Annotated in this window: 27 protein-coding genes and 2 riboswitches; of the genes, 11 read left to right on the forward strand and 16 right to left on the reverse strand. The window is 61.7% G+C overall.

The genetic code is table 11. The features are described 5' to 3' along the window. The 4 genes from GGI60_RS00005 to sugE all read left to right on the forward strand — a co-directional run. Window positions 1–711: zinc-binding dehydrogenase (locus tag GGI60_RS00005; protein ID WP_183934438.1), on the forward strand; the 711-nt coding region annotated here is incomplete at its 5' end. Beyond that, window positions 711–1,184 carry a GNAT family N-acetyltransferase gene (locus tag GGI60_RS00010; protein WP_183913657.1) on the forward strand — a complete coding sequence of 158 codons (474 nt, stop codon included), beginning with the start codon at window positions 711–713 and terminating at the stop codon, window positions 1,182–1,184. The genes GGI60_RS00005 and GGI60_RS00010, both read left to right, overlap by 1 nt. A 10-nt stretch (window positions 1,185–1,194) precedes the next feature. After that, the gene (locus GGI60_RS00015; RefSeq protein ID WP_183913655.1) at window positions 1,195–1,662 is read left to right on the forward strand and encodes a YaiI/YqxD family protein; all 468 of its coding nucleotides are present in this window, start codon (window positions 1,195–1,197) and stop codon (window positions 1,660–1,662) included. Window positions 1,663–1,827: 165 nt separating this feature from the next. After that, window positions 1,828–2,142 carry a quaternary ammonium compound efflux SMR transporter SugE gene (gene sugE, locus GGI60_RS00020; RefSeq protein WP_183913652.1) on the forward strand — a complete coding sequence of 105 codons (315 nt, stop codon included), beginning with the start codon at window positions 1,828–1,830 and terminating at the stop codon, window positions 2,140–2,142. A 49-nt stretch (window positions 2,143–2,191) separates the two neighbouring features. Here the strand turns inward: sugE and GGI60_RS00025 are convergent, their stop codons facing one another. The 7 genes from GGI60_RS00025 to crcB form a co-directional block, all read right to left on the reverse strand. After that, complete coding sequence (locus GGI60_RS00025) at window positions 2,192–2,584, reverse strand: DoxX family protein (protein ID WP_183913651.1); 393 nt, start codon at window positions 2,582–2,584, stop codon at window positions 2,192–2,194. Window positions 2,585–2,702: 118 nt separating this feature from the next. After that, window positions 2,703–4,235 (reverse strand): acyl-CoA carboxylase subunit beta, encoded by a 1,533-nt coding sequence (locus GGI60_RS00030; RefSeq protein ID WP_183913649.1) that lies wholly within the window; start codon window positions 4,233–4,235, stop codon window positions 2,703–2,705. 26 nt (window positions 4,236–4,261) lie between these two features. Continuing rightward, the gene (locus GGI60_RS00035; RefSeq protein WP_183913647.1) at window positions 4,262–4,720 is read right to left on the reverse strand and encodes a hypothetical protein; all 459 of its coding nucleotides are present in this window, start codon (window positions 4,718–4,720) and stop codon (window positions 4,262–4,264) included. A gap of 67 nt (window positions 4,721–4,787) precedes the next feature. Continuing rightward, window positions 4,788–5,573 carry an ATP12 family chaperone protein gene (locus tag GGI60_RS00040; protein WP_183913645.1) on the reverse strand — a complete coding sequence of 262 codons (786 nt, stop codon included), beginning with the start codon at window positions 5,571–5,573 and terminating at the stop codon, window positions 4,788–4,790. A gap of 9 nt (window positions 5,574–5,582) precedes the next feature. Continuing rightward, window positions 5,583–6,236 (reverse strand): HAD-IA family hydrolase, encoded by a 654-nt coding sequence (locus GGI60_RS00045; protein WP_183913643.1) that lies wholly within the window; start codon window positions 6,234–6,236, stop codon window positions 5,583–5,585. After that, complete coding sequence (locus GGI60_RS00050; RefSeq protein WP_183913641.1) at window positions 6,233–7,225, reverse strand: RluA family pseudouridine synthase; 993 nt, start codon at window positions 7,223–7,225, stop codon at window positions 6,233–6,235. Before GGI60_RS00050 ends, GGI60_RS00045 begins: the two co-directional genes overlap by 4 nt. A 94-nt stretch (window positions 7,226–7,319) precedes the next feature. Next, complete coding sequence (crcB, locus tag GGI60_RS00055) at window positions 7,320–7,697, reverse strand: fluoride efflux transporter CrcB (RefSeq protein WP_064822084.1); 378 nt, start codon at window positions 7,695–7,697, stop codon at window positions 7,320–7,322. A 120-nt stretch (window positions 7,698–7,817) separates the two neighbouring features. Between crcB and GGI60_RS00060 the strand changes: the two genes are divergently transcribed. Further along, entirely contained in the window at window positions 7,818–8,084 is a 267-nt protein-coding gene (locus tag GGI60_RS00060) for a hypothetical protein (protein WP_183913639.1), read from the forward strand. 76 nt (window positions 8,085–8,160) lie between these two features. Here the strand turns inward: GGI60_RS00060 and GGI60_RS00065 are convergent, their stop codons facing one another. Both GGI60_RS00065 and GGI60_RS00070 read right to left on the reverse strand, forming a co-directional pair. Beyond that, window positions 8,161–9,159, reverse strand: a complete 999-nt coding sequence (locus GGI60_RS00065) for a DUF1775 domain-containing protein (RefSeq protein ID WP_183913637.1) — start codon at window positions 9,157–9,159, stop codon at window positions 8,161–8,163. Window positions 9,160–9,232: 73 nt separating this feature from the next. Beyond that, a complete protein-coding gene (locus GGI60_RS00070) occupies window positions 9,233–9,613 on the reverse strand; it encodes a hypothetical protein (RefSeq protein WP_183913635.1) in 381 nt (126 codons plus the stop codon). Window positions 9,614–9,772: 159 nt separating this feature from the next. After that, a riboswitch (glycine riboswitch) is annotated at window positions 9,773–9,861 on the forward strand. A gap of 3 nt (window positions 9,862–9,864) precedes the next feature. Beyond that, a riboswitch (glycine riboswitch) is annotated at window positions 9,865–9,946 on the forward strand. A 76-nt stretch (window positions 9,947–10,022) separates the two neighbouring features. On the opposite strand from GGI60_RS00070, the gene gcvT reads away from it, so the two are divergent. From gcvT to GGI60_RS00100, 6 genes are all read left to right on the forward strand, one after another. Next, the gene (gene gcvT / locus GGI60_RS00075) at window positions 10,023–11,159 is read left to right on the forward strand and encodes a glycine cleavage system aminomethyltransferase GcvT (RefSeq protein ID WP_183913633.1); all 1,137 of its coding nucleotides are present in this window, start codon (window positions 10,023–10,025) and stop codon (window positions 11,157–11,159) included. 23 nt (window positions 11,160–11,182) lie between these two features. Then, window positions 11,183–11,545: a glycine cleavage system protein GcvH gene (gene gcvH / locus GGI60_RS00080; RefSeq protein WP_183913630.1), complete on the forward strand. Its 363-nt coding sequence runs from the start codon at window positions 11,183–11,185 to the stop codon at window positions 11,543–11,545. After that, on the forward strand, window positions 11,545–14,409 hold the full coding sequence (gene gcvP, locus GGI60_RS00085) for an aminomethyl-transferring glycine dehydrogenase (protein WP_183913628.1): 2,865 nt from the start codon (window positions 11,545–11,547) through the stop codon (window positions 14,407–14,409). The genes gcvH and gcvP overlap by 1 nt, the downstream gene beginning before the upstream one ends. A 207-nt stretch (window positions 14,410–14,616) precedes the next feature. Beyond that, window positions 14,617–15,657, forward strand: coding sequence for a GH25 family lysozyme (locus GGI60_RS00090; protein WP_183913626.1), 1,041 nt, complete (start codon window positions 14,617–14,619; stop codon window positions 15,655–15,657). Between the two features lie 134 nt (window positions 15,658–15,791). Beyond that, on the forward strand, window positions 15,792–16,097 hold the full coding sequence (locus tag GGI60_RS00095; RefSeq protein WP_183913624.1) for a flagellar basal body rod C-terminal domain-containing protein: 306 nt from the start codon (window positions 15,792–15,794) through the stop codon (window positions 16,095–16,097). 151 nt (window positions 16,098–16,248) lie between these two features. Beyond that, window positions 16,249–16,872 carry a hypothetical protein gene (locus GGI60_RS00100; protein ID WP_183913622.1) on the forward strand — a complete coding sequence of 208 codons (624 nt, stop codon included), beginning with the start codon at window positions 16,249–16,251 and terminating at the stop codon, window positions 16,870–16,872. Window positions 16,873–16,958: 86 nt separating this feature from the next. Here GGI60_RS00100 and sufA read toward each other — a convergent pair whose 3' ends face one another. From sufA to sufB, 7 genes are all read right to left on the reverse strand, one after another. Further along, on the reverse strand, window positions 16,959–17,351 hold the full coding sequence (sufA, locus tag GGI60_RS00105; protein WP_004675584.1) for a Fe-S cluster assembly scaffold SufA: 393 nt from the start codon (window positions 17,349–17,351) through the stop codon (window positions 16,959–16,961). A 96-nt stretch (window positions 17,352–17,447) separates the two neighbouring features. After that, entirely contained in the window at window positions 17,448–17,828 is a 381-nt protein-coding gene (locus GGI60_RS00110; RefSeq protein ID WP_004675587.1) for an SUF system Fe-S cluster assembly protein, read from the reverse strand. A 12-nt stretch (window positions 17,829–17,840) separates the two neighbouring features. Further along, window positions 17,841–19,082, reverse strand: a complete 1,242-nt coding sequence (locus tag GGI60_RS00115; RefSeq protein ID WP_183913620.1) for a cysteine desulfurase — start codon at window positions 19,080–19,082, stop codon at window positions 17,841–17,843. Window positions 19,083–19,094: 12 nt separating this feature from the next. Next, window positions 19,095–20,369: a Fe-S cluster assembly protein SufD gene (gene sufD / locus GGI60_RS00120; RefSeq protein ID WP_097665924.1), complete on the reverse strand. Its 1,275-nt coding sequence runs from the start codon at window positions 20,367–20,369 to the stop codon at window positions 19,095–19,097. 24 nt (window positions 20,370–20,393) lie between these two features. Beyond that, entirely contained in the window at window positions 20,394–21,149 is a 756-nt protein-coding gene (sufC, locus tag GGI60_RS00125) for a Fe-S cluster assembly ATPase SufC (RefSeq protein ID WP_183913618.1), read from the reverse strand. A 124-nt stretch (window positions 21,150–21,273) separates the two neighbouring features. After that, window positions 21,274–21,543: a hypothetical protein gene (locus GGI60_RS00130; protein WP_183913615.1), complete on the reverse strand. Its 270-nt coding sequence runs from the start codon at window positions 21,541–21,543 to the stop codon at window positions 21,274–21,276. 1 nt (window position 21,544) lies between these two features. Beyond that, the gene (sufB, locus tag GGI60_RS00135; RefSeq protein WP_064685460.1) at window positions 21,545–23,014 is read right to left on the reverse strand and encodes a Fe-S cluster assembly protein SufB; all 1,470 of its coding nucleotides are present in this window, start codon (window positions 23,012–23,014) and stop codon (window positions 21,545–21,547) included. Window positions 23,015–23,127: the final 113 nt, after the last annotated feature.

Raw genomic sequence — 23,127 nt, forward strand, 5'->3', positions numbered from 1 at the left:
ACCTTCGCCAATTACACCGTGCTGCCGGAGATCGCCCTTGCCAAGGTCAATCCCGACGCCCCCTTCGACAAGATCTGCTACATCGGCTGCGGGGTCACGACCGGCATCGGCGCGGTGATCAACACCGCCAAGGTCGAGATCGGATCGACGGCGATCGTCTTCGGTCTCGGCGGCATCGGCCTCAACGTGCTGCAGGGCTTGCGGCTTGCCGGTGCCGACATGATCATCGGCGTCGATATCAACCCCGACCGCAAGGCTTGGGGCGAGAAGTTCGGCATGACGCATTTCGTCAATCCGAAGGAGGTCGGCGACGACATCGTGCCCTATCTCGTCAACATGACCAAGCGGGGTGGCGACCTGATCGGCGGCGCCGACTATACCTTCGACTGCACCGGCAACACCAAGGTGATGCGCCAGGCGCTGGAAGCCAGCCACCGCGGCTGGGGCAAATCGATCATCATCGGCGTGGCCGGCGCCGGCCAGGAGATCTCCACCCGGCCGTTCCAGCTGGTGACCGGCCGCAACTGGATGGGCACCGCCTTCGGCGGCGCACGCGGCCGCACCGACGTGCCGAAGATCGTCGACTGGTACATGCAGGGCAAGATCCAGATCGATCCGATGATCACCCACACCATGCCGCTCGAAGACATCAACAACGGCTTCGAGATGATGCACAAGGGTGAAAGCATCCGCGGCGTGGTCGTGTACTGATGGCGGCAGCCAACTACCGGGTCGATGTCAAGCATTTCGATGAGCTCCCCGCGCGGGAGCTCTACGACCTCCTTCGAATGCGCGTCGATGTCTTCGTCGTCGAGCAGAACTGTCCCTATCCGGAACTCGACGGCAAGGACATCGATGCCCTGCATCTGCGGCTGCTGGAGGGCGGTGACCTCCTGGCGGCGGCGCGGATCCTGAAACCGCATGAGCCGCAGGACCCGTCAAAGATCGGTCGCGTCGTTGTCTCGCCTGCCCACCGCGGCAAACGGCTGGGCGATGCATTGATGCGCGAAGCGATCACCGCCTGTGAGCGGCTTTATCCGGCAAATCGGATCGCCTTGTCGGCGCAGGCCCATCTGCGCCGCTTCTACGAATCCTTCGGCTTTGTCGGGACGTCGCAGGAATATCTGGAAGACGGCATTCCCCATATCGATATGATCAGACAACCGGCCATTCAGCCGCCATGAGGACACCGCCATGATCTATGTCGACGCCGATGCCTGTCCGGTGAAACCCGAGGTCCTGAAGGTTGCCGAACGCCACGGCCTCGAAGTCACCTTCGTCGCCAATTCGGGCCTGCGCCCGTCCCGCGATCCGATGGTCCACAACGTTATCGTTTCCAACGCTTTCGATGCCGCCGACAACTGGATCGCCGAGCGCGCCGGCGCGGGCGACGTCGTCGTTACTGCCGACGTGCCGCTGGCCGTGCGATGCGTCGCGACCGGCGCTTTCGTCAGCGGTCCGACCGGACGTGTCTTCGACGAGACCAACATCGGCATGGCGAGCGCCATGCGCGATCTCGGTGCGCATTTGCGCGAAACCGGCGAAAGCAAGGGCTACAACGCCGCGTTCAGCCCGAAGGACCGCTCACGTTTTCTCGAAACCTTCGATCGCCTCTGCCGCCGCGCCAAGAGCCTTTCCGGCGAGGCCGACGGCGGGCCATGACCTCTTTCGGGAGCCGGCAAGAAACGGGTGGCATGGCAGCCATGTCGATTCCTACCTTGAAGACAGCCGTTCCCTCATTGATATAGGCACTATCGCAGACGACTGCGGCGTCCTGAGGATGCAACCGTCGCGGGGACGGCCTCGCTCTTGAACAAGGAGAGGCGTATGGCCTGGTTTCTGCTTTTTCTCGCTGGTCTGTTCGAATGTGGCTGGGCGATCGGCCTTAAATACACCGATGGTTTCACGAGGCCGTTGCCAACAGCGCTAACCATGTTTTCAATGGTGGTGAGCGTCGTGCTGCTCGGCCTGGCGGTGAAGTACCTGCCGATCGGTACCGCCTATGCGGTCTGGACTGGCATCGGCACGGTCGGCACCGTGCTCCTCGGCATTTGGCTGCTCGGTGATGAGGCAAGCGTTTCCCGTCTTGCCTGCATCGCGCTGATCGTCGCCGGCATCGCCGGCCTCAAGCTCACCGCCTGATTCCGAAATGCTGCGGGGCGCCGAAACGCCCCGCAAATCGATGTCTATTTCAAGCCATCTTCCGGTTATCGACGGCAAGAGCGCCGGGACCGGAGAAGAAGATGTAAAGGAAGACGAAGCAGAACAGGATTGCAGCGTCGCCCTGGTTGACGGCCGGGAAAAAGCTGTTCGGGGCATGCGCCATGAAATAGGCGACCGCCATTTCGCCCGCCAGCAGGAAGGCCACAGGCCGCGTCAGCAGGCCGACGAGAATGAGAATGCCGCCGACCAGTTCCAGCAGGGCCGCAAACAACATCAGCGGCGGTAGCGAACCTGACATTTGTGACGCCGGAAAGCCGAAAAGCTTCATCGTTCCGTGTTCGATGAACAGCAGCGCGGTGATGATTCTGAGAGCGGCCAGCCCATAGGGGCGATAGGCGGAAAGACGCTCGAAACTATACATTAAACCTCTCCATCAAAGAAAATGCAGCCGAGCGTTAGCCCGTCCCCGGCCGCGATTGAACACACGGATCGCTGACGGCCGTTCACTTTTTCGACAGCAGGCAACACGCGGCCAAATGTCAGAGCGGGATGTTGTCGTGTTTCTTCCAGGGATTGGCGAGATCCTTGTTGCGCAACATCTTCAGGCCCCGCGCCAGCCGCCTCCGGGTCGAATGCGGCATGATCACCTCGTCAACATAACCGCGCTCGGCGGCGACGAAGGGGGACAGGAACCGGTCCTCGTACATTTTCGTATGGGCGGCGATCTTTTCCGGATCGGCGATATCCTTGCGGAAGATGATCTCGACCGCACCCTTGGCGCCCATCACGGCGATCTGCGCCGTCGGCCAGGCATAGTTCAAGTCGCCACGCAAATGCTTCGACGCCATCACATCATAGGCGCCGCCGAAAGCCTTGCGGGTGATGACGGTGAGCTTCGGCACCGTCGCCTCGGCATAGGCGAAGAGCAGCTTGGCGCCATGCTTGATGAGCCCGCCATATTCCTGTGCGGTGCCAGGCAGGAAGCCCGGCACGTCGACGAAAGTGATGATCGGAATGTTGAAGCAGTCGCAGAAGCGCACGAAGCGCGCCGCCTTGCGCGAGGCGTCGCTATCGAGCACGCCGGCCAGCACCATCGGCTGGTTGGCGACAAAACCGACCGTGGACCCTTCGACGCGGCCGAAGCCGCAGACGATGTTTTTGGCGAAGCTCGCCTGGATCTCGAAGAAGTCCCCCTCGTCCGCCACCTTCCGGATCAGTTCCTTGATGTCATAGGGCTTGTTGGCGCTCGCCGGCACCAGCGTGTCGAGTGAGGCGTCGGTCTCCGTCACCGACTGGTAACATTCGATCTCGGGCACCGGCGACGTGTTGGATAGCGGCAGGAAATCGATCAGCCGGCGCACCTGCAACAGCGTATCGACGTCATTCTCATAGGCGCCGTCGGCAATCGATGAGCGCACCGTATGCACCACGGCGCCGCCGAGTTCTTCTGCCGTCACCGTCTCGTTGGTGACGGTCTTCACCACGTCGGGACCGGTCACGAACATGTAGGAGGTGTCGCGCACCATGAAGATGAAATCGGTCATCGCAGGCGAATAGACGTCACCACCGGCGCAGGGGCCCATGATCACGGAAATCTGCGGAATGACGCCCGAGGCAAGCACATTGCGCTGAAAGACTTCGGCATAACCGCCAAGTGCGGCGACCCCTTCCTGAATGCGGGCGCCGCCGGCATCATAGATGCCGATGATCGGCGCGCGGTTCTTCAGCGCCATGTCCTGCACCTTCATGATCTTCTCGGCATGCGCTTCGGAAAGCGAGCCGCCGAAGACGGTGAAGTCCTTGGCGAAGACGAAGACCGTGCGGCCATTGACCGTGCCCCAGCCGGTGACGACGCCGTCGCCGGCGATACGGCTCTTGTCCATGCCGAAATCGGTGGAGCGATGTTCGACGAACATGTCGAACTCCTCGAAGGAGCCTTCGTCGAGAAAGAGGTCAATGCGCTCGCGCGCTGTCAGCTTGCCGCGCTTATGCTGAGCCTCGATACGCGCCTTGCCGCCGCCAAGGCGGGCGATGCCGCGGCGGCGTTCCAGTTCTTCGAGAATTTCCTTCATGCAATCTCCCCTTGCCGTGGCTTGCGCTAGCGGCTACGTCCGCTGAGCGAGAAAACCGAGCGTATCCTGGCCGCTACATCCTCGGCGATGATTTCGTCGGCAAGCTTGGGATCGGCCGCCATGCTGGTCACGTCGAAGGCGCTGACGGCGATCACCGACCCATCCTCGACCGAAGCCGCGTCGACGCTGATCTTGGCGACGTTGCGGTCCTTCTGGAAGCCGAGGCCTTTCTGGATGGATATCACCCGGATCGTCAGCACAACTCGCGGTAGCGCGGTATCACGCACTGTGGCATTGATCGCGGCATTGACGCGGTCGTTGATGCCGGAGAGCAGTTCGGCCGGCATATTCGGTCCGGAGAGAACGACGGCGCTGCGCACATCGTAGAGCGGCGCCGCAGGCTTCGGACCCAAAAGGCTGGCGCAGTCCGTGAGCGCGATACAGACGAGTACGGCCCGGCAAAAACACGACCTCAGCCAATTCATGACAAAATCCCGCACCCACCCCGTTGGAGTCGCAGTTTCGTCATAATGCCTGGGAAGGCAATATGTTTCAGGAGCTTAGGGCGAAAAAAACATCCGCCGCCGCCTTGAACTCGACAAAGCGCTTCGCGCGGCGCTCCTCGGCTTCCTCGTCGCGCCCCCAATGCTCGATCGTCCAGTCCTCGTCGAGATGGGCAAGCGACCACACCTCTTCCACCGTCACCCGGCGCTCGGCAAAGGCGAGTGCCAGGATCGCCGAACCGGTCAGCGTCGTGATGGTGTGGAGAGCGGCGAGCGCCATCGGGCTTTGATGCCGCGCCAGCGTGACGGCGAAGGCTGCGGTCGCCTCGCGGGGCTGCTCGTGGTGCATCACCCCCTCGATGAGGATGAAGCGTGCGCCGAGATCATTGGCCGCCCAGTCGATGACCGGATCCCAGCGCTCCCTCTGGCGCTCGACCAACAGTTCGGGTCCGTCGGCGCGGTAGCAGAGGAGGTCGCTCGAGGAAAAGCGCAGGATGTCTTCGAAGATCGCCTGCGCATTGTTGGCTACGCCGTCGAGCGCGGTGTTGACGAGCCGCGTCACCGGCATCGTCACGGGATCGATCTCCTGGCCTTGGGCCTGCCATTCGGCGGCGACAAGCTGCGCGAGCGCCTCGGTCGGCACGGCGAGAACCTGCCGCGCCGGCGTGCGGACCATCTTGCCGTCGAGCGTGATCGCAAACCCGCCCTCGTGCTCTGCAACAGCGACCTCGGCATAGAAGCGCTTCGGCAGCGGTTTCTTCATCTGAATCTGCGCCCGGCGGATGGGATCCGGATGGCTCAGGCCTTCGGAAAGATCGTTCAGCAGATCGCGCATGGGCTCACCTCAGGAAAAATGGCGCAATATCTCGTTCGGATGATAGGCAATCGCATCGGCGCCGTTGGCGATCAGTTCATCCACGCTGGCATAGCCCCAGGCTACGCCGATCGCCTTGGCGCCGGCAGCCTTTGCCATTTGCATATCGTAAACCGCGTCCCCAATGACAATGGCGTCGCGCGCATTCATGCCGGTTTCGTCACAGCATTCCGTCACCATGGCCGGATGCGGCTTGGACGGGCAATCGTCAGCGGTGCGGGCAACGACAAAATGCTGGTCGAAGCCGTGGGTCTCCATCACGAGGTTGAGCCCACGCCGGGATTTGCCGGTCACCGCTCCGATCAGCAGGTCCTCGCGGCCGCTGATCGCGTCGATCATCTCGCGAATGCCGGGAAACAGCGGTTCTCTGTAGTCGAGATCCTGGCGCACGACGGTAAACAGCGATTTATAATGCGCCGTCATCTCGATGTCCTGCTGCTCGACATGGGGCCTGCCCTGCATGCGGGCGATCGCGATATCGAGCGACAGGCCGATAATGGCCTTAGTATCCTCAAATCGCGGCTCCAGCTTGCCGAACTTTTCAAAGGTGCGGCGCATGGTTTCGTGGATCAGGCCGGCGCTGTCGACCAGCGTGCCATCGCAATCGAAGAGCGCGAGTTTCATTCGCTCTCCCTTTCGGCGCCGGCAAGGTCGAGACCGAGAAGGTTCCAGGTCTGCACCATATGCGACGGCAGCGGCGCGCTGACGCGCAGACGGCCGCCGGATGGGTGCGGGATGTCGATGTGACGCGCGTGCAGATGCAGCTTCTTCTGGATGCCGCCCGGAAAATCCCAATTCGGATCGTCGTCGAAATATTTCGGATCGCCGATAATCGGATGGCCGATATGCAGGGCATGGACGCGCAACTGATGGGTACGGCCGGTATATGGTTCCATCTCCAGCCATGCGAGGTTCTGTGCCGCCGTCTCGACGACGCGGTAGAAGGAAATCGCATGATCGGCGCCGTCCTCGCCGTGTTTGGCGATGCGCATGCGGTCGCCATCGGCCGTCGCTTCCTTGACGAGCCAGGTCGAGATCTTGTCCTCGTGCTTGCGCGGCACGCCCTTGACTAGCGCCCAATAGGTTTTCTTCGTGTCGCGCTCGCGGAAGGCGGCGGTCAGCTTCTGTGCGGCGCCGCGGGTGCGAGCGATGACGAGAACGCCCGAGGTGTCGCGGTCGAGGCGGTGAACAAGCCGCGGCTTTTCGCCCTTCGGGCTGGTCCAGGCCTCGAGCATCTGGTCGATATGCCGGGCCACGCCGGAGCCGCCCTGCACCGCAATGCCGGGCGGCTTGTTGAGCACGATCACCTTTTCGTCCTCATGCAGCACCATGCGCGACAGCAGCTCGAAATCTGACGAATGCTTGAGATCCTTGCCGGCGATCGGTCCCGATTTCAGCTTCGCATCGACATCGAGCGGCGGCACGCGCACCGTCTGGCCGGGCTGCACACGCGCATCCGATTTGACGCGGCCGCCGTCAACGCGCACCTGGCCGGAGCGCAGCAGCTTCTGTAGCGGACCGAAGCCGAGCCCGGGAAAATGCACCTTGAACCAACGATCAAGCCGCATGCCGGCTTCGTCGGGTTCAACCTTGATATGTTCTATGCCAGCCATAGTCGATCTTTCGGAAATTGCCGCACGGGCCGAGCCGGCGTTCTTGCCGCAGCCTTTAGAGCATTTTCACACAAAACGGAAACCGGAATCGAAATCAGGCCAAAGCGCGCATGACGGCGAGCCCTGATATGACCGCCGCCATCGAAAGCCCAACACTTGCAGCGATGTAGATCCCGCCGGCGACGGCCTCACCGCGCTCGAACAAGGAGATCGCATCCAGCGAGAAGGCCGAGAAGGTGGTGAAGCCGCCGAGAAAGCCGGTGATGAGCAAAAGGCGCAACTCCATCGAGGCGTTGAACTTGCGCGCGATCAGCTCGGCGAAGACGCCGATGACGAAGCAGCCGACCACATTGACGGCGAGCGTGCCCCAGGGAAAGGCCGGCCCCATGAGCCTCAGCGCCCATTGGCCGACGTAATATCTGAGAACGGAACCGATCGCGCCGCCGAGGGCGACAAGGAAAGCCTGAATCATAAGCCGGATTTACCGCAATTCGGGATCAACTCCAATCGATTCGCACGAAATGCTGCCAGTCGGTAAAATGCCAATGATTTTCTTAGGATAGCGCCAAGATCATGCCGATACCGTGACGGCATGACGCAGCTCCTGTCCATATCGGCCAATACCGCCGCCGTTGCCTTCGAATCGCTGAGGATCCCGCAGCGTGTGGCGACGAGCACGGCGGCGCGTGATGCAAAACGCATTGCCGACCGGCAATTGAAGGCCGAAAACCCGGACCAAGCCGAAGAGCCCTCCAGCATCATTCAATCGACGGAAGTGGCGCTCGACCTGATGACCAAAGGCAACCGCCAGCCCCAGACCGGACTCAGGCAGGCGCTACAATCCTACGAAGACGTCTGAGGCAGCCGCTTTCCGAACGAAGCCCGACCTGGGTTAAGAGCCCGCAGCCAAGGCCGCGGGCTCTTGGAGTGCGCTGTCACTTGCCCTGGGCCGACACCACCTGCAGCACAAGGTCGACCTTGCCGGCCTTCTCGAAGGTCAACGTCACGGGCACGGTATCGCCCTGCTTGAACGGCGTTTTCACCTTCTGGAACATCAGATGCATTTTGCCGGGCTCGAGCTTGACGGTTTCGCCCGCAGCGACGGCGATGCCATCCTTCAGCTGCCGCATCCTCATGACATTGTCCTTCGTTTCCATCGCATGGATCTGAACTTCACCTGATACCGGCGAGGTTACCGACAGCAGGCGATCGTCCGTCTGGCCGCTGTTCTTCACCGTGAAGAAGCCGCCACCGACCGGCTGGCCGGGCAGCATCGCCTTGGCAAAACCGGCTGAGATCTCGAGGTCGCCGGCCTTGACCGTCTCGCCGGCCGGCGCCGCAGCCGCCATGCCGCCCATGCCCGTCATATCCATGCCGGCCATGTCGTGGTCGTGACCATGGCTATCCCCCGCGACGACCTTCAGGAGCGGCGCCGGGCTTTTCATCCCATGCGGGTCGCTGCCGTCCTTCGCCACCTGATCCCAGGCGGCGACCGCATCGCCGCACATCTGGATCACCGGGAAGGCGAGCGAGGTGCCGGCTTCAACTCCCGACACCTTCCCCTGGATGACAAAGGTGTCGTAGAAATCGTCGGAGAGATTGCCGTTCTTCCAGCGGATCTCGACCGCGCCCGACTTCACCTTGTCGCCGTGATTGTCATAGGTCTTCTGATAGTCGCCTTTGATCACTTCGAGTTCCCAGCCGGCCTTCGGCTGCGGCTTGGCGAAGACGAAGCCTTCCGGCAGCTTGACCCGCACTTCGGTGGTCGCCTTGCCGTCGCAGCCATGCGGCAGCTGCAGCGTGGCGAGAATGGTGCTTTCCTGGCTCGCCTCCTTGTCGAGGAAGCTCACATGCGCCTCGGCGCTGGCAAAGGCGGTTGCGGAAACAAGGGCGGCAAGCGGGAATGTCTTGGCAAAAGTCTTGATGGTCTTCATCGGATATCTCCTCGCCGGCCGAAAACTTCTGTTGGGCGGGCCGGCATGCTTCATCATCGGGCGCAGGGGCAGCTCAGATGAGGACCGGAGGGGCGCGGGAATTCGGCCGGCTGACGGCGCTGGCGCCGGCAAAGGCGGCGGTCTCGATCGGGGAATTGATGAACGAGGCGAACTTGCGCTCGAGCCAGGAGCCCGCATCCGGCGTCGGCAGGATCACCGAAGCAGACAGCCGGCAGGCTTCGCAATTTCGCTGGAAGGCGACGGTCTTGCCGCCGGTGTCTCTCACGGTGACGCATAGCGAGGCAAAGCTGCCGTCGGGCAGCACATAGGCGGCGGCGTCATAACCTTCGGAAGCGACAGCCTGCGGCGCCTGGTGGGCAAATCCGAGCAAAGCCAAGCTCAAGGCGCAAATCATGCGCAGAAAGAGCGTCGCTTTCAGTCCGGTCCGCCGCATGAGATCCCCTTCAACAGCATGTCGCGATAGCCGGTTTCCCCTTGGATTGCAAAAGCAGATTTGCCGCAGTTTAGGGCCGGACCTGACTATCGCGACAAAAATTTGCTCGGCGACGACATTTGCCGCTTGCCAAGCGCCGCGCCCACCGGATAATTGCGGCCTACCCTGTTGGGAGAATCCGGTGCTTTCGCCACCGGTGCCGAAGGAGCAACCGCCCCGGAAACTCTCAGGCCAAAGGACCAGCAAGGGGCAGACGGAACTCTGGAGAGAAGCGTTCTCGAAACGCTCGCCGAAGGGATAACAATCTCAGGCGTCAAGGACAGAGGGGGCTCAGGAGAGAAGTGCGCAGCCGCGCCTTCAGATTTGAGCCCGCGCCTTCGCAACAAGGCGCAAACCCCGGAGGCGTCGTTTGGACGATACTGCTGCCCTGAAGAAAACCCCGCTGCATGCCCTGCATCTTTCGCTCGGCGCCCGCATGGTGCCGTTCGCAGGCTACGCCATGCCGGTGCAATATCCCGCGGGCGTGATGAAGGAACATCTTCATACCCGCACCGAGGCCGGCCTCTTCGACGTCTCCCACATGGGCCAAGTCATCGTGAAGGCCAAGTCGGGCAGCTATGAGGATGCGGCGCTGGCGCTCGAGAGCCTAGTGCCGGTCGACATCCTCGGGCTCCCGGAAGGCCGCCAGCGCTACGGCTTCTTCACCGACGACACCGGCGGCATTCTTGACGATCTGATGATCGCCCATCTCGACGACCACCTTTTCGTCGTCGTCAACGCCGCCTGCAAGGAAGCCGACCTCGCCCATCTGCAGGCCCATATCGGCGACCAGTGCGACATCACCCTCCTGAACCGCGCCTTGATCGCGCTGCAAGGGCCGCGCGCGGTCGAGGTTCTCGCCGAACTCTGGGCCGATGTCGCGGCGATGAAATTCATGGATGTGCGCCACTGCCGCCTGCATGACGTTTCCTGTCTGGTCTCGCGCTCCGGCTATAGCGGCGAGGACGGCTTCGAGATCTCCGTCCCGGTGGACAAGGCCGAGGATGTCACCATGCGGTTGCTCGAACATCCCGACGTCCAGGCGATCGGTCTCGGCGCCCGCGATTCGCTGCGCCTGGAAGCCGGCCTCTGCCTTTATGGCAACGATATCGACACGACCACCTCGCCCGTCGAGGCAGCGCTGGAATGGGCGATGCAGAAGGCGCGGCGCGCAGGCGGTGCACGCGCCGGCGGTTTTCCCGGCTCCGGCCGCATTCTCTCCGAACTCGAAAACGGCGCCGTCCGCCGCCGCGTCGGCCTGAAGCCGGAAGGCAAGGCGCCGGTGCGCGGCCATGCCAGGCTCTATGCCGATGCCGAGGGCCAGACCGAAATCGGCGAAGTCACCTCGGGCGGCTTCGGCCCCAGCGTCGATGGCCCCGTCGCCATGGGCTACGTGCCGGTCTCTCATGCTGCGGCCGGCACGCTCATCTACGCGGAAGTGCGGGGCAAGTATCTGCCCGTCACCGTCAGCGCCCTGCCCTTCATCACACCGACCTACAAACGATAAAGCTTTTCCAGAGAGGACGACCAATGCTGAAATTTACTGAAGAACACGAATGGCTGAAGATCGAAGGCGACGTCGCGACGGTCGGCATCACCAATTATGCCGTCGATCAGCTCGGCGACCTAGTTTTCGTCGAACTGCCGGAAGTCGGCGCGACCTTCTCGAAGAACGGCAATGCCGCGACCGTCGAATCGGTCAAGGCCGCTTCGGACGTCTATTGTCCGCTTGACGGTGAGATCACCGAGGTCAATCCGGCCATCGTTGCCGATCCGTCACTGGTCAATTCCGATCCTCAAGGCGCCGGCTGGTTCTTCAAGCTGAAGCTTGCCAATCCCGCGGAAGCCGATGGCCTGCTCGATGAGGTGGCCTATAAGGAGCTCACCGCGTAATGACGACGCCAACCGAATTCCAGTTCACCGATTATCAGCCCTACGATTTCGCCAATCGCCGCCATATCGGCCCCTCGCCGGCCGAGATGGCCGACATGCTGAAGGTGATCGGTTATAACAGCCTCGACGGGCTGATCGACGCGACGCTGCCGCCCTCCATCCGCCAGAAGGCGCTGCTCGTCTGGGGCGCGCCGATGACCGAGCGCGAGGCGCTCGACAAGCTGCGCGAGACCGCAAACAAGAACAAGGTGCTCGTTTCGCTAATCGGCCAGGGCTACTACGGCACGATCACGCCGCCGGTCATCCAGCGCAACATCCTGGAGAATCCCGCCTGGTACACGGCTTACACGCCCTATCAGCCTGAGATAAGCCAGGGCCGTTTGGAAGCGCTCTTGAACTACCAGACGATGATCTCAGACCTGACCGGCCTCGACGTCGCCAACGCCTCGCTGCTCGACGAGGCGACCGCCGCTGCCGAAGGCATGGCAATGGCCGAGCGCGTCTCCAAGTCGAAGGCGAAGGCTTTCTTCGTCGATGCCGACTGCCATCCGCAGACTATCGCCCTGATCCGCACGCGCGCCGAACCGCTCGGCTGGAGCGTCATCGTCGGCAATCCCTTCACCGATCTCGATGCCGTCGATGTCTTCGGCGCGATCTTTCAGTATCCCGGCACGCACGGCCACGTCCATGATTTCACCGGCCTGATCGCACGCCTGCACCAGGCCGGCGCCATCGCCGTGGTCGCAGCCGACATCCTGGCGCTGACGCTGTTGAAATCACCGGGCGAGATGGGCGCCGACATCGCGATCGGCTCCTCGCAGCGCTTCGGCGTTCCCGTCGGCTACGGCGGTCCGCATGCCGCGTATATGGCGGTCAAGGATGCCATCAAGCGCTCGATGCCCGGCCGCCTTGTCGGCGTTTCCGTGGATGCCCGCGGCAACCGCGCCTATCGCCTGTCGCTGCAGACCCGCGAACAGCATATCCGTCGTGAGAAGGCGACGTCGAACATCTGCACAGCCCAGGTGCTGCTTGCCGTCATGGCCTCGATGTATGCCGTCTTCCATGGCCCCAAGGGTATTAAGGCGATCGCCCAGCAGGTGCACCAGAAGGCCGTGCTGATGGCCAAGGGGCTGGAAAAGCTCGGCTACAAGGTCGAGCCGGAAAGTTTCTTCGACACAATCACCGTCGATGTCGGCCACATGCAGGGCCTCATCCTGCGCGCAGCCGTCGCCGAAGGCGTCAATCTGCGCAAGGTCGGTGAAACACAGATCGGCATGAGCCTCGACGAGCGCACGCGCCCCGCCACCCTCGAAGCCGTCTGGCGCGCCTTCGGCGGGAATTTCACCATTGCCGATTTCGAGCCCTCCTACCGGCTGCCGAAGGGTCTGCTCAGGACCAGCGACTACCTCACCCATCCGATCTTCCACATGAACCGCGCCGAAAGCGAGATGACGCGTTACATCCGCCGGCTCTCCGACCGGGATCTGGCCCTTGACCGCTCGATGATCCCGCTCGGCTCCTGCACGATGAAGCTCAATGCGACCGCGGAAATGCTGCCGATCACCTGGCCGGAATTTTCCGACATCCATCCCTTCGTGCCGGCAGACCAGGCGCTCGGCTATCGCGAGATGCTCGACGACCTGACGGAAAAGCTCTGCGTCGTCACCGGCTACGATGCCTTCTCGATGCAGCCGAATTCCGGCGCTCAAGGCGAATATGCCGGCCTGCTGACCATCCGCAACTACCACATCGCCAATGGCGAGGCTCATCGCGACGTTTGCCTGATCCCAACCTCGGCGCACGGTACCAATCCGGCTTCGGCCCAGATGGTCGGCATGAAGGTGGTCGTCGTCAAGGTGCGCGAGAATGGCGACATCGACATGGAAGACTTCCGTGCGAAGGCAGAAGAGCATGCGGCAAATCTTTCCTGCTGCATGATCACCTACCCCTCGACGCACGGCGTGTTCGAGGAAACGGTCAAGGAGATCTGCGAACTGGTGCACAAACACGGCGGCCAGGTCTATCTCGACGGCGCCAACATGAACGCCATGGTCGGCCTGTCCCGCCCTGGTGACATCGGCTCCGACGTGTCCCACCTGAACCTGCACAAGACCTTCTGCATCCCGCATGGCGGCGGCGGCCCCGGCATGGGCCCGATCGGCGTCAAGGCGCATCTGGCGCCCCACCTGCCCGGCCATCCCGAGACCGACGGCCGTCCCGGCGCGGTGTCTGCGGCAGCCTTCGGCTCGGCTTCGATCCTGCCGATCTCCTGGAGCTACTGCCTGATGATGGGCGGCGAAGGCCTGACGCAAGCGACTAAGGTGGCGATCCTCAACGCCAACTACATCGCCGCCCGGCTGAAGGGCGCCTATGACGTGCTCTACAAGTCGAAGACCGGCCGCGTGGCGCATGAATGCATCATCGACACCCGGCCGCTGGTCGACAGCGCGGGCGTCACCGTCGACGACGTCGCCAAGCGGCTGATCGACTGCGGCTTCCATGCGCCGACCATGAGCTGGCCGGTGGCTGGCACGCTGATGATCGAGCCGACGGAAAGCGAGCCCAAGGCCGAGCTCGACCGTTTCTGCGAGGCGATGCTGGCGATCCGTGAGGAAGCCCGCGCCATCGAGGACGGCCGCATGGACAAGGTCAACAACCCGCTGAAGAACGCCCCGCACACGGTGGAAGACCTTGTCGGCGAATGGGATCGGCCTTACAGCCGGGAACAGGCCTGCTTCCCGCCCGGCGCCTTCCGCGTCGACAAATACTGGTCCCCGGTCAACCGCGTCGACAATGTCTACGGTGACCGCAACCTCATCTGCACCTGCCCGCCGGTGGAAAGCTACGCCGAGGCTGCGGAATAACAGCAATTGTACAGGCCCTCCCGCGCTGTTCGGGAGGGCTAACACCTCGCCTTGCGCAGGTGGCAACCGGCGCAATGAACCCATGCACCTTTCGCGGCATTGGATTCAAATTTAACCTTTCTTAGCAAGTCTCTGTTAGCAATTCCAATGGGCGGTTTTCCTTGCCGGAAACGTCGCCGTCGATCTTGGTTTTGCGTGCAGGTTCTTATGCGTTCATCGGCTGTATCAGCAATTCTCCTCGCCGCCGTAATCCTGTCGGGATGCTCCACAAGCTCTGGCGCCGAAGACGTGCTCACCCCTGTGCCGTCGAAAGAAACCACCAACGCCATCGCGAAGCCGACCGGTCCGATACCGGCCGCCACCGTTGGCGACGCCGCCCCGCAGGCAAGCCCGCGACAGGAAGCATTGAGCTGGACGGGACAGGTTCCGGAACCTCAGGCGTTGGTGCCGGCGGAGAGACCGGTCGGCATGCCGATGCCGACCGAAAGGCCGGTTGCAATGTTGATGCCTGCCAATCCGGGGATCGACCCGGATGTCAGCCCGAAACCACCGACACGCTCGCGAATCTATAGCCATCGATTCCGCGACGCCAAACCGATCAACTTCGGTTCGACTTCACCTCGAAAGCTTGCCGTGCATGGGGTCGACGTCTCGCGCTGGCAGGGCGAGATCGATTGGGACACGCTGCGGCAGCAGGGGGCGAACTTCGTCTACATCAAGGCGACCGACGGCGGCGATCACCTCGATCCGATGTTCAGGAAGAACTGGCGCCGGGCCAAGGAAGCCGGCTTGAAACACGGCGCTTACCACTTCTTTTACTGGTGCCGGACCGCAGGCGAACAGGCCGACTGGTTCATCCGCAACGTGCCGAGAGAAGCAAACGCGCTTCCGCCCGTGATCGACGTTGAATGGAACGGAGAATCGAGCTGCAAGAGGCGGATTTCCCCCGCCCGCGTCCGGGAAAAGATGCAGGTGTTCATGGACAAGCTGGAGCGTCATTACGGCCAGCGCCCGATCATCTACACGGCGCCGGATTTCTACCGCGACAATTTGAAGGGCCAGATGCTCGACTATCCCTTCTGGCTGCGCTCAGTGGCCGCCCACCCCTCTAAGGTCTATCCGGGCCGCAAGTGGGTTTTCTGGCAATATTCCGGCTCTGGCCTCTCCGACGGTGTCGACGGCAAGATCGATCTCAACGTCTTCAACGGCAGCGAAAGCGATTGGCACGATTGGGTGGCATCGCGATAGTGATGAGTTCTTGTGCCAATCCGGAACAACGGAACGGCAGACGTGCGTTCGATAGATCTTTGCTAACGCAACGCCTTCAGCATTCTCTAAAAGTTGGGAGGTAAATGGGATCATCCAGTTCCGGGGAACAACTGATGAGCATATCGGGCATCACGAACATTGCTCTTTCGGGCATGCGGGCGCAGACGACGCGGATCGGCGCGATCGCCAACAATGTCGCCAACGGCAGCACATCAGATTACGCCAGGCTGAACACCAGCCTTACGACTGTCGCATCAGGCGGCGTCCAGGCGACAGTCAGCCCGACGGCGTCGGATGTCGACCCGGCCACCGAACTGACCGATCTCATCGAGGCCGCACAGGCCTATAAGGCGAACGCCGTGGTCTTCGAGACCGGCGCGGATATGTGGGAAATGCTGATGAGCATTAAGCGCGACTGAGTGCGATTCTCGAAGTCGTCGCGCTGTTGTAATTCCACTTGGATCAGACCTATGTCGATCTGCCGACTGCCTCGACCGTCGCGAAATCAGCCGCTCTGTGAGCAGAATTGCCCTGTAGGGGCTCATACATCATCTCAGGAAAGAATTCCGCTTGCGCCGTATTACCTTATCAATTCTTCTGAATTTTGTCCTGATAACCAATGCTGGCGCCAGCGACGACCTTTCCGGTGTTTGGCGTGACCTGTTCACACGCTGTCGAACTGCCGTGGAGACAGGCAAAGACTTTGATGCAACAGGATTACGCGACCTTGGGCGTGACGTCAGGACGGTGGCCCCGGTGACCGCTTCCGGGGTACCCTTTCCACTTCTGCCTGGGTACAAAATGGCTGAACAGCGCTGGGAGGTTCCCCGAGCTCGTTTCGTCGTCGTGGAAACCGAATATCCACCCGATCATGGCAAATCGAGACGTTCGTGTAAACTCGAACTCGCTCAGGGAGCAAAGCCGATCTCGGTGGACGAGGAAAACCACTTGAGGACGGCATTTCTCGCGGAGCGAGATCAACTCCACGGCACTGGGCGCTACGAGCGCTGGAATCCGGACCCCATATTTTCCACTAACCTTGGTGTTCGGTTAGCCGAAAAAAATCCCTCCGGCTGCCGCGTCGTCTCTACTATGCAAATCGAGACACGATCCCAATCGCTATCGTTTTTCGCGACAGGTACCGCTGAGCAAGACGCAGCCTGTGGTGCAGCGCCTCGTTTTGCGCATCCATAAAACAGGACCCGGTGATCTCGACGAAGCCAAACCGGCTTCATCAGCAACGCTTAGCGGTAATTTCAGCCAGCCCCATGCGAACGGCGTCAAGAATGCGCCGGCTCGCTTTGGCGCTGCGCGGCAAGGGCCGCGAGATCGGCGGGTTTCAGCTCGACTGATTCGCCGCAGCCGCAGGCCGATGTCTGGTTCGGGTTGGTGAAGGTGAAGCCGGAGCGCAGCGTCGTCTGCTCGAAGCCCATTTCGGTGCCGAGAAGATAGAGCACGGCCGATGGCTCGACCCAGACCCTCGCGCCATCGCGCTCGATCAGGTCGTCCTTAGCATTGGGCTCGGTCACCAGATCGATGGTATATTCCATCCCGGCGCAGCCGCCCTTCTTGATGCCGACGCGAACGCCTTTGGCTTCCGGGCCGGAATTTTCGACGATCGCCTTGACGCGGGCCGCGGCCCCTTCCGTCATGCTCATCACTGCAAAGCCCATCGGCTTCATCTCCTTCCGCAACCGGGGTCAAGATCCGGTGCTTCGTGATTCAAATGTAGTCGCCGCACGTAAACGGATCAATACCACGGTACGGTATCAGTACCAGCCAACTGCGACCTGCGCCTCTTCGGACATGCGATCCGGCGTCCACGGCGGATCGAAGGTCATTTCAACCTCGACACCCGACACGCCTTCGACGGCGCCCACGGCGTTTTCCACCCAGCCCGGCATCTCGCCTGCGACCGGGCAGCCGGGAGCGGTGAGCGTCATCATGATCTTCACCATCCTGTCGTCCTCGATGTCGATCTTGTAGATCAGACCGAGTTCGAAGATGTCGGCGGGAATTTCCGGGTCGTAGACCGTCTTCAGCGCGCCGATGACGTCGTCGCTCAGCCTTGCCAACTCATCGGCCGGGATGCTGGAATGCACGATGCCTTCGCGCACATCGATCTTCTGTTCGCTTTCGTCCAGGCTCATCACGGACACTCCTCAAGCAAAGAACTTGCGCGCATGTTCAAGCGCATCGGCCAGGGCATCGACCTCGGCGCGGGTATTGTACATGCCGAAAGATGCACGGCATGTGGCGGTGACGCCGAAGCGTTTCAAGAGCGGCATGGCGCAATGCGTGCCGGCGCGCACCGCAATGCCCTGCCGGTCGATCACCATCGACACGTCGTGGGCGTGGATGCCGGCAAGCTCGAAGGAAAAGATACTGCCCTTGTCGGGCGCCGTGCCGAACACGCGCAGCGAATTGACCGATTTCAGCCGCTCGACCGCGTAAGCGGCAAGATCGGCCTCATGGCGGGCGATCGCCTCGCGGCCGACCTTCTCCATATAGTCGAGCGCATAACCGAGCCCGATCGCCTGGACGATCGGCGGCGTGCCGGCTTCGAAGCGATGCGGCGGATCGTTGTAGGTGACCGCATCCTCGGCAACCTCGAAAATCATCTCGCCGCCGCCCTGGAAGGGGCGCATCTCGAAAAGCCGCTCCTTCTTGCCGTAGAGCACGCCGATACCCGACGGGCCGTAGAGCTTGTGGCCGGTCATGACGTACCAGTCGCAATCGATATCCTGCACGTCGACCGGGAGATGCACGGCGCCCTGGCTGCCGTCGATCAAGACCGGAATGCCGCGTTCATGCGCGATGCGGCAGACCTCTTTGACCGGAACGATCGTGCCGAGCGCATTCGACATATGGGTGATGGCGACGAGCTTGGTGCGTTCCGTCAGGCTCTTCTCGAAATCCTCAATATGAAAGGCGCCCTCGTCGTCCACCGGCACCCAGACCAGTTTGGCGCCCTGCCGCTCGCGAATGAAATGCCAGGGCACGATATTGGAGTGGTGCTCCATGATCGTCAGGACGATCTCGTCACCTTCGCCGAGCTGGGGCATGCCCCAGCCATAGGCGACGGTGTTGATCGCTTCGGTCGAATTCTTGGTGAAGACGATATCGTTGACCGAAGGGGCGTTGAGGAAACGGCGGACCTTTTCGCGCGCCGCCTCATAGGCATCGGTCGCGGCATTGGAGAGATAATGTAGGCCGCGGTGCACATTGGCATATTCATGGGCGTAGGCATGCGAGATCGCATCGATCACCGACTGCGGCTTCTGGGCGGAGGCGCCGTTGTCGAGATAGACCAGCGGCTTGCCGTGCACCTTCTCCGCCAGGATCGGAAAATCCCGGCGGATGGATTCGACGTCGTATTGCGTGGCCGGCACGATCTTGTCCATTGCTATATCCGATCAGGCGTGCTTTTCGAGCCAGGCCGAAATCACGCCTTCCAGCGCCTCGACCAGGGCCTCGTCTTCCAGTTCCTCGACGATTTCGGCGACGAAGGCGTTGACGAGCATTGCCCGCGCCTTGTTCTCCGGAATGCCGCGCGCCATCATGTAATAGAGATGGTTGGCGTCGATATCGGTCACCGTCGCGCCGTGGCCGCATTGGACGTCGTCGGCGAAGATCTCGAGCTCGGGCTTGACCGAGAACTCGGCATCGTCCGACATCAGAAGCGTGTTGCACGCCATTTTGGCGTCGGTCTTCTGCGCATCGGGCGCCACCCGGATCATGCCCTGGAAGACACCCTTGGCGCGGTCGAACACCACGTTGCGGATCACCTCGGTCGAGCCGGTATGCGGCACGTCGTGGCCGAGAACCATCGTCACGTCGGTATGGCTCTCGGCCCCGAGCAGGTTAATCCCGCGCAGCGTCAGATCGGCGCCCTCGCCGGTCACCTTGATGTGCAGTTCCTGGCGCACCAGCCTGCCGCCGGCATTGATGACGAACAGGCGAAGCTTGGCATCGGCGCCGAGATCGACGCGGATCTGGCCGAGATGCGTATCGTCAGCACCCTGCTGCTGCAGGATGATCCAGGTCAGTTCCGTGCCTTTGCCGACGGTGATGTCACTGACATGGGACACGAAGGCAGCATCGCCCGTCACCGCACGGTGACGCTCGATAACAGTTGCCTTGACGCCGGCGCCGAAGGAAACGGGAAGGCGCGTATGCGTCTGCCCGCCAGCATGGATGAACTGAATCTCGAGCGGATTTTCAAGCTCGGTATCATCGGGCACGTCAACCACATAGCCGTCGCGCACGAAGCTGCCATTGATGCGGCCGACCGCATCGTCGCTGCCGAGCGCATCGAGCCCGCCTGCGGCCGAGCCGTCACGCAGACGTTCGCTATAGGCTGACACACCGAGGCCCTCTGCGACCGCCTTCTGATTGGCATGGCCCTGGATCACCGCCAGCACCCTGGAACCCGCGACGAGCGGCTCAAGCGGGTCGGAGCCGGCGTCGCCTGCCTGCGGCGGCAAGCCGCGCAGCAGGTTTTTGAAGTCGGTGTAATGCCAGGCTTCGATGCGCCGCGTCGGCAGGCCGGCCTTCTTCAAGTCATCGAGAAGCCGGTCGCGCAGCGCCGTCACCATGCCGTTCCCCGGCAACTCGCCGATCTGCTGGTTGAAGGCGTCGATCAGCGCCGTTTCGGCCGCGGTCAGGCGACTCGTCGTCTGCATGTTCATGGAGGTCGTCCTTTCCACCCGAACTCAGGCCGCCGCGCCGATAATATCGGCATAGCCGTTGGCTTCGAGCTCATGCGCCAGCGTCTTGTCGCCCGACTTGATCACTTGGCCCTTGTAGAGCACGTGAACCGTATCAGGCACGATATAGTCCAGCAGGCGCTGATAATGGGTGATGACGACGACAGCGCGATCGGGCGAACGCAGCGCATTGACGCCGTCGGCGACGATCTTCAGCGCGTCGATGTCGAGGCCGGAATCGGTTTCGTCGAGCACGCAGAGCTTCGGCTCCAGCAGCGCCATCTGCAGGATCTCGGCGCGCTTCTTCTCGCCGCCGGAGAAGCCGACGTTGAGCGGCCGCTTCAGCATCTCGGTGTTGATCTGCAGCTTGGCCGCGGCATCCTTGACGCGACGCATGAAATCCGGCGTCGTCAACTCGTCCTCGCCGCGCGCCTTGCGCTGCTCGTTCATCGCCACCTTGAGGAACTGCATGGTGGCGACACCGGGGATTTCGACCGGATACTGGAAGGCAAGGAAAATGCCCTTTGCGGCGCGCTCGGCAGGATCGAGTTCGAGGATGCTCTCGCCGTTGTAGAGAATCTCACCCTCGGTGACTTCATAGTCTTCGCGACCCGACAGCACATAAGAAAGCGTCGACTTACCGGAGCCGTTCGGCCCCATGATGGCGGCCACTTCCCCGGCCTTCACCGTCAGGTTCAGACCACGGATGATCTCGGTGCCGTCTTCGGCGATGCGGGCATGAAGGTTTCTGATTTCAAGCATCTTTGTCTTTCCTGTTATCCGGCGGATTTCAAGGATCCGCCCAATTGACCGTTCGCACTGGTCTCGATCCGTCATCCTCGGGCTTGTCCCGAGAACTGCAACTCCTAAGGGCATGTATTCGGCGCTAACGCCAAAAACAGATGGCAGCAAAAACCACACCTGCTGCCTTGAAGACGAACCGAAGCCATTCGATGAATTCAGGGATTTGCAGAAATCTCCCGATAACTTCAATGAACTTTGCCGGTTTTTCCACTCGCTGCTGAAGAAACACGTAAGGCTGCTCCGGCGGCGTTTCCGTCTCGTACCTTTGCTCGCGGGGGCGAATTTTCGCCAATATTTCCCCGCGAATATTTTCCAGACGTTCAAGAATGCGCTTCTTGTCCGTCTCGTCCATATCAGCCTACAGAGCCTTCAAGCGAAATGCTGATCAGCTTCTGCGCCTCGACGGCGAACTCCATCGGCAGCTCCTGCAGCACTTCCTTGACGAAGCCGTTGACGATCAGCGCAATCGCCGCCTCTGTCGGGATACCGCGCTGCAGGCAGTAGAACAGCTGGTCCTCGGAGATCTTCGAGGTCGTCGCTTCATGCTCGAACTGCGCCGTCGAGTTCTTCGCCTCGATGTAGGGCACCGTATGGGCGCCGCACTTGTCGCCGATCAGCAGCGAATCGCACTGGGTGAAGTTGCGCGCATTCGACGCCTTGCGGTGGGCCGAGACCTGGCCGCGGTAGGTGTTGTTGGAAACGCCGGCGGCGATGCCCTTGGAGACGATGCGGCTCGACGTATTCTTGCCGAGATGGATCATCTTGGTGCCACTGTCGATCTGCTGATGACCGTTGGAGACGGCGATCGAGTAGAATTCGCCTCTGGAGTCGTCGCCGCGCAGGATGCACGACGGATATTTCCAGGTAATCGCCGAGCCGGTTTCAACCTGCGTCCAGGAAATTTTCGAGCGGTCGCCGCGGCAATCCCCGCGCTTGGTGACGAAGTTGTAGATGCCGCCCTTGCCTTCCTTGTCGCCCGGATACCAGTTCTGGACAGTGGAATATTTGATCTCGGCATCGTCGAGAGCCACGAGCTCGACCACTGCGGCATGCAGCTGGTTTTCATCGCGCTGCGGCGCCGTGCAGCCTTCCAGATAGGAGACGTAGGCGCCCTCTTCCGCGATGATCAGCGTGCGCTCGAACTGGCCGGTGCCCTTCTCGTTGATGCGGAAATAGGTGGAAAGCTCCATCGGGCAGCGAACGCCCTTCGGCACGAAGACGAAGGAGCCGTCAGTGAAGACCGCCGAATTCAGCGTCGCATAATAATTGTCGGAGGTGGGCACGACCGAGCCGAGATATTTGCGGACGAGATCGGGATGCTCGCGGATGGCTTCCGAGATCGACATGAAGATCACGCCGGCCTTCTTCAGCTCCGCCTTGAAGGTGGTGACGACCGAGACGCTGTCGAAAACCGCGTCGACAGCGATCTTCGGCTTCTCGACGCCGGCCAGGATCTCCTGCTCACGCAGCGGGATGCCGAGCTTCTCATAGACTTTCAACAGCTCCGGATCGACCTCGTCGAGCGACTTCGGACCCGGCGCGCTTTTCGGCGCGGCGTAGTAATGGATGTCGTTAAAATCGATCTTCGGATAATTGACGCGTGCCCAGGTCGGCTCTTCCAGCGTCAGCCAGCGCCGATAGGCCTCCAGACGCCATTCCAGCATCCATTCCGGCTCCTGCTTCTTGGCCGAAATGAAGCGGATGATATCCTCGGACAGGCCCTTCGGCGCCTTGTCCATTTCGATGACGGTCTCGAAACCGTATTTGTACTGGTCCACATCGATCAGGCGCACCTGGTCGATCGTTTCCTGCACGGCAGCCATTTCATTCTCCAATCTCGCCGGATCCAAGGTCCGGCAGCTTGTAGCATATGGGCAATCGTCTCGCCCTTCCTGTCGGGCAATCGCTTGCCCTGATGGTCGGGCAATTCCTTGCC

This window comes from Rhizobium lentis, from assembly GCF_014200175.1.
Classification (GTDB): Bacteria; Pseudomonadota; Alphaproteobacteria; order Rhizobiales; family Rhizobiaceae; genus Rhizobium; species Rhizobium mulingense.

Excerpts from the sequence above, each read along its gene's own strand:
- GGI60_RS00010 (WP_183913657.1), top strand. The coding sequence starts at position 711 with ATGGCGGCAGCCAACTACCGGGTCGATGTCAAGCATTTCGATGAGCTC.
- GGI60_RS00015 (WP_183913655.1), top strand. The coding sequence starts at position 1,195 with ATGATCTATGTCGACGCCGATGCCTGTCCGGTGAAACCCGAGGTCCTG.
- sugE (WP_183913652.1), top strand. The coding sequence starts at position 1,828 with ATGGCCTGGTTTCTGCTTTTTCTCGCTGGTCTGTTCGAATGTGGCTGG.
- GGI60_RS00025 (WP_183913651.1), bottom strand. The coding sequence starts at position 2,584 with ATGTATAGTTTCGAGCGTCTTTCCGCCTATCGCCCCTATGGGCTGGCC.
- GGI60_RS00030 (WP_183913649.1), bottom strand. The coding sequence starts at position 4,235 with ATGAAGGAAATTCTCGAAGAACTGGAACGCCGCCGCGGCATCGCCCGC.
- GGI60_RS00035 (WP_183913647.1), bottom strand. The coding sequence starts at position 4,720 with ATGAATTGGCTGAGGTCGTGTTTTTGCCGGGCCGTACTCGTCTGTATC.
- GGI60_RS00040 (WP_183913645.1), bottom strand. The coding sequence starts at position 5,573 with ATGCGCGATCTGCTGAACGATCTTTCCGAAGGCCTGAGCCATCCGGAT.
- GGI60_RS00045 (WP_183913643.1), bottom strand. The coding sequence starts at position 6,236 with ATGAAACTCGCGCTCTTCGATTGCGATGGCACGCTGGTCGACAGCGCC.
- GGI60_RS00050 (WP_183913641.1), bottom strand. The coding sequence starts at position 7,225 with ATGGCTGGCATAGAACATATCAAGGTTGAACCCGACGAAGCCGGCATG.
- crcB (WP_064822084.1), bottom strand. The coding sequence starts at position 7,697 with ATGATTCAGGCTTTCCTTGTCGCCCTCGGCGGCGCGATCGGTTCCGTT.
- GGI60_RS00060 (WP_183913639.1), top strand. The coding sequence starts at position 7,818 with ATGACGCAGCTCCTGTCCATATCGGCCAATACCGCCGCCGTTGCCTTC.
- GGI60_RS00065 (WP_183913637.1), bottom strand. The coding sequence starts at position 9,159 with ATGAAGACCATCAAGACTTTTGCCAAGACATTCCCGCTTGCCGCCCTT.
- GGI60_RS00070 (WP_183913635.1), bottom strand. The coding sequence starts at position 9,613 with ATGCGGCGGACCGGACTGAAAGCGACGCTCTTTCTGCGCATGATTTGC.
- gcvH (WP_183913630.1), top strand. The coding sequence starts at position 11,183 with ATGCTGAAATTTACTGAAGAACACGAATGGCTGAAGATCGAAGGCGAC.
- gcvP (WP_183913628.1), top strand. The coding sequence starts at position 11,545 with ATGACGACGCCAACCGAATTCCAGTTCACCGATTATCAGCCCTACGAT.
- GGI60_RS00090 (WP_183913626.1), top strand. The coding sequence starts at position 14,617 with ATGCGTTCATCGGCTGTATCAGCAATTCTCCTCGCCGCCGTAATCCTG.
- GGI60_RS00095 (WP_183913624.1), top strand. The coding sequence starts at position 15,792 with ATGAGCATATCGGGCATCACGAACATTGCTCTTTCGGGCATGCGGGCG.
- sufA (WP_004675584.1), bottom strand. The coding sequence starts at position 17,351 with ATGGGCTTTGCAGTGATGAGCATGACGGAAGGGGCCGCGGCCCGCGTC.
- GGI60_RS00110 (WP_004675587.1), bottom strand. The coding sequence starts at position 17,828 with ATGAGCCTGGACGAAAGCGAACAGAAGATCGATGTGCGCGAAGGCATC.
- GGI60_RS00115 (WP_183913620.1), bottom strand. The coding sequence starts at position 19,082 with ATGGACAAGATCGTGCCGGCCACGCAATACGACGTCGAATCCATCCGC.
- sufD (WP_097665924.1), bottom strand. The coding sequence starts at position 20,369 with ATGAACATGCAGACGACGAGTCGCCTGACCGCGGCCGAAACGGCGCTG.
- sufC (WP_183913618.1), bottom strand. The coding sequence starts at position 21,149 with ATGCTTGAAATCAGAAACCTTCATGCCCGCATCGCCGAAGACGGCACC.
- GGI60_RS00130 (WP_183913615.1), bottom strand. The coding sequence starts at position 21,543 with ATGGACGAGACGGACAAGAAGCGCATTCTTGAACGTCTGGAAAATATT.
- sufB (WP_064685460.1), bottom strand. The coding sequence starts at position 23,014 with ATGGCTGCCGTGCAGGAAACGATCGACCAGGTGCGCCTGATCGATGTG.